The 2675-nt window shown below is 73.1% G+C and carries 3 protein-coding genes; all 3 read right to left on the bottom strand.

Annotated features, from left to right (window positions below; genetic code table 11):
- Nucleotides 1-39 precede the first annotated feature (39 nt).
- Nucleotides 40-891 carry an N-acetylmuramoyl-L-alanine amidase gene (locus AB0J52_RS35285; protein WP_500187258.1) on the bottom strand — a complete coding sequence of 284 codons (852 nt, stop codon included), beginning with the start codon at nucleotides 889-891 and terminating at the stop codon, nucleotides 40-42.
- Nucleotides 892-1198: 307 nt separating this feature from the next.
- Nucleotides 1199-1432 (bottom strand): hypothetical protein, encoded by a 234-nt coding sequence (locus AB0J52_RS35280; RefSeq protein WP_500187257.1) that lies wholly within the window; start codon nucleotides 1430-1432, stop codon nucleotides 1199-1201.
- Nucleotides 1433-1769: 337 nt separating this feature from the next.
- Nucleotides 1770-2675: LacI family DNA-binding transcriptional regulator (locus tag AB0J52_RS35275; RefSeq protein ID WP_500187255.1), on the bottom strand; the 906-nt coding region annotated here is incomplete at its 5' end.

Below are 2675 nucleotides of genomic sequence, written 5' to 3'. Positions count from 1 at the left end.
CCGCCGGTCAACGCGCCGCCCGGCGCGCGACGGGACGGGTCAGCGGCCGCTCAGGAAGGCGCTGATTCCCTGGCCGAGCGCGACGGCGGCGCGCTGCCGGAAGGCCGGGTCGGTCATCTTCGCCGCGTCGCCCGCGTTCTGCATGTTGCCGCACTCGATGAAGATCTTCGGGACCGTGGACAGGTTCAGGCCGCCCAGGTCGTCCCGCCGGTCGATCGCCTTCTTGCCGATGTAGGTGGAGTACGGCACGCCCGTCCCGGAGTGGTAGGCGTCCCGGACCGCCTCGCCCAGCCGCGCGGACGGCTCGACGATCTTGGTGTTGCCGCCGCCCGCGACCGGCAGCGGCTCGATGATGTGGAAGCCGTGCCCGGACCTGGCCGCGCCGTCCCCGTGGATGGAGATCGCCGCGTCCGCGTGCGCCTTGTTCCCGGTCGCCGCGCGCTCGGTCACGCACGGCCCGACGCCCTTGTCGTTCTTGCGGGTCATCACCACCTTCGCGCCCCGCGCCTCGAGCAGCTTGCGCAGCCGCTTCGACACGTCCCAGGTGAAGGCGTGCTCGGTGTACCCGGACGCGGTCTGCGTGCCGGTGGTGTCGCACTCCTTGTGTCCGTTGCCGACGTCCACCTGCCGGCCGATCTGGGACGGCGCGCTGTCGTTCCCGCCGTTGTGGCCGGGGTCGATCGCGACGGTCTTGCCGCGCAGCGACCCGGCGAGCGCGGACGGCGGCTGCCCCGACTCCTGCGGCGCCGGCTCCCCGGACGCCGCGGGCGGCGTCGCGGGCTCCGATCCGGAGGTCCGATCCTTCGACGACCCGCCCCCGCAGGCGGTCAGCGCCCCGAGACACAGGGCCAGCCCCACCGCCGCCGGACCGCGCGCTGAATGAATGCGCACCGAGTCGTCCTCTCGTAATGCTTCCGTGACAAAGGCACCTGCCAGTCTGCACACCGCGCGGCGTTCGTCAAACGAACTCGACGAAAAACGGTGTCCCGGCAGACGTCTTCCCACCGGCCCCGGAAGGCGCGTTCGTCCTCATGGACACATCACCGATACCCAGGCGCCACACGCCCCACACGGCACGCCGATCAGCCCCGCATCAGGAATCCGGACGGCTCGAAACCGTGCGAGCGTCCCGGCCCGGGCGCACGAAGAAACGCGGTCCTGCCAAGGGGAACGCGCCGGACCCCCAAGGGTCCAGGGCTCAGAAGCCGCGAGGGGTGGTGAGGAGCGCGGCGAGCGCCCTGGCCTCCTCGGCGTCGAGGCCGAGCACCACGCGCGGACGCCCCCACGGATGGTCGATCGAGTGGGCGACGTAGCTGGCGACCGACTCCGAGACGTGCTCGTTGAGCCCCCGCTCGTTGCGCCACTCGGCCCAGGCGCGCTCCAGCTCGCTCGCGGCTCGCTGCGCGCACGACACCATTTCCGGATCCCGCACGGAACTCGACCCCCCTGAGTGAACCCGACCCTCCCCGGCGTCCGCCCGGCGAAGTCCCGGCCGGGCCGGCCACCCGCGACCGGCCCGGTTCGGCGGCACCACGAACACGCCGAAACGGTGGAACCATTAACCACCGGGCGGCGCGGCGCGGGCGACCGAATTCGACAGGCTTGGCGAGGCTCTTACCCGGGGGCCACCACTTCGGGATGATGATCGACCCGTCCGCTACCGCCCGCTGAACGACCAGCGCTCCGCCGCAGGTCACGTACGGCGCGAACGCCGCGAACACCCCGCGACAACCCGGGCGGACGGCCCACCCGGCACCGGAACCGGCGTGTCATCCCGCCGGAACGGGCCCCGTCGACGACCGGACGACCAGGTGCGGCACGACGAGGTTCTGCCGCGCCGCCCGCGCCGGATCGCCGATCCGGGCGGTGAGCAGTTCGGCGGCGGCCCGGCCCATGTCGCGGCGCGGCTGGTTCACGCTGGTCAGCGAGATGTGCCGGATCGCCGCGAGATGGGTGTTGTCGTAGCCGACGATCGACACCTTCTCCGGGACGGGCAGCCCCAGCTCGTCCGCCGCCGACAGCGCGCCCGTCGCGACCAGGTCGTTCGGCGCGAAGATCGCGGTCGGCCGGTGCGGGCGGCCCAGCAGCAGGCGCGCCGCCCGGTAGCCGCCCTCCTCGGTGAAGTCGCCCGCCTCGACGACGATCTCGTCCGCCAGGCCGTGCCGCCGCATCGCCTTCTCGTAGCCCGCGCGCCGGTACCGCGCCGTGGTCGAGCGCGCGCCCTCGATGTGCGCGATGCGCCGGTGCCCGAGGTCGACCAGGTGGTCCACGGCGAGGGACGCGCCGAGCTCGTCGTCGTCCACCACGATGTCCACGCCCTTGACGTCGCGCTCCCCGACGACCACGACCGGGACCGACGACGCCGCCTCCTTCAGCGACTCCGGGACGACGCTGAGCAACACCAGGCCGTCCACCCGCATCTCCAGGAACGCCTCGATCGCCTCGGCCTCGAACAGCGGGTCCCAGCGGCCCGAGCCGACCAGCATCCGCAGGCCCGCGCCGTGCAGCGACTCCTGCAGGCCGTCCAGGAACTCGGCGAAGAACGGGTTGTGCAGGTCGGCGACGATCGCGCCGATCAGCCGGGTGCGGCCCTCGACCAGGCTCCGCGCGACCGCGTTCGGCCGGTAGCCGAGCTCGCGCGCCGCCTGCAGGACGGCCGCCCGCCTACGCTCGCT

The organism is Spirillospora sp. NPDC049652 (assembly GCF_040675125.1).
In the GTDB taxonomy this organism is placed as follows: domain Bacteria; phylum Actinomycetota; class Actinomycetes; order Streptosporangiales; family Streptosporangiaceae; genus Spirillospora.
The sequence above is the reverse complement of the archived record's forward strand: the minus strand, read 5'-3'. Positions and strand labels throughout refer to the sequence as shown.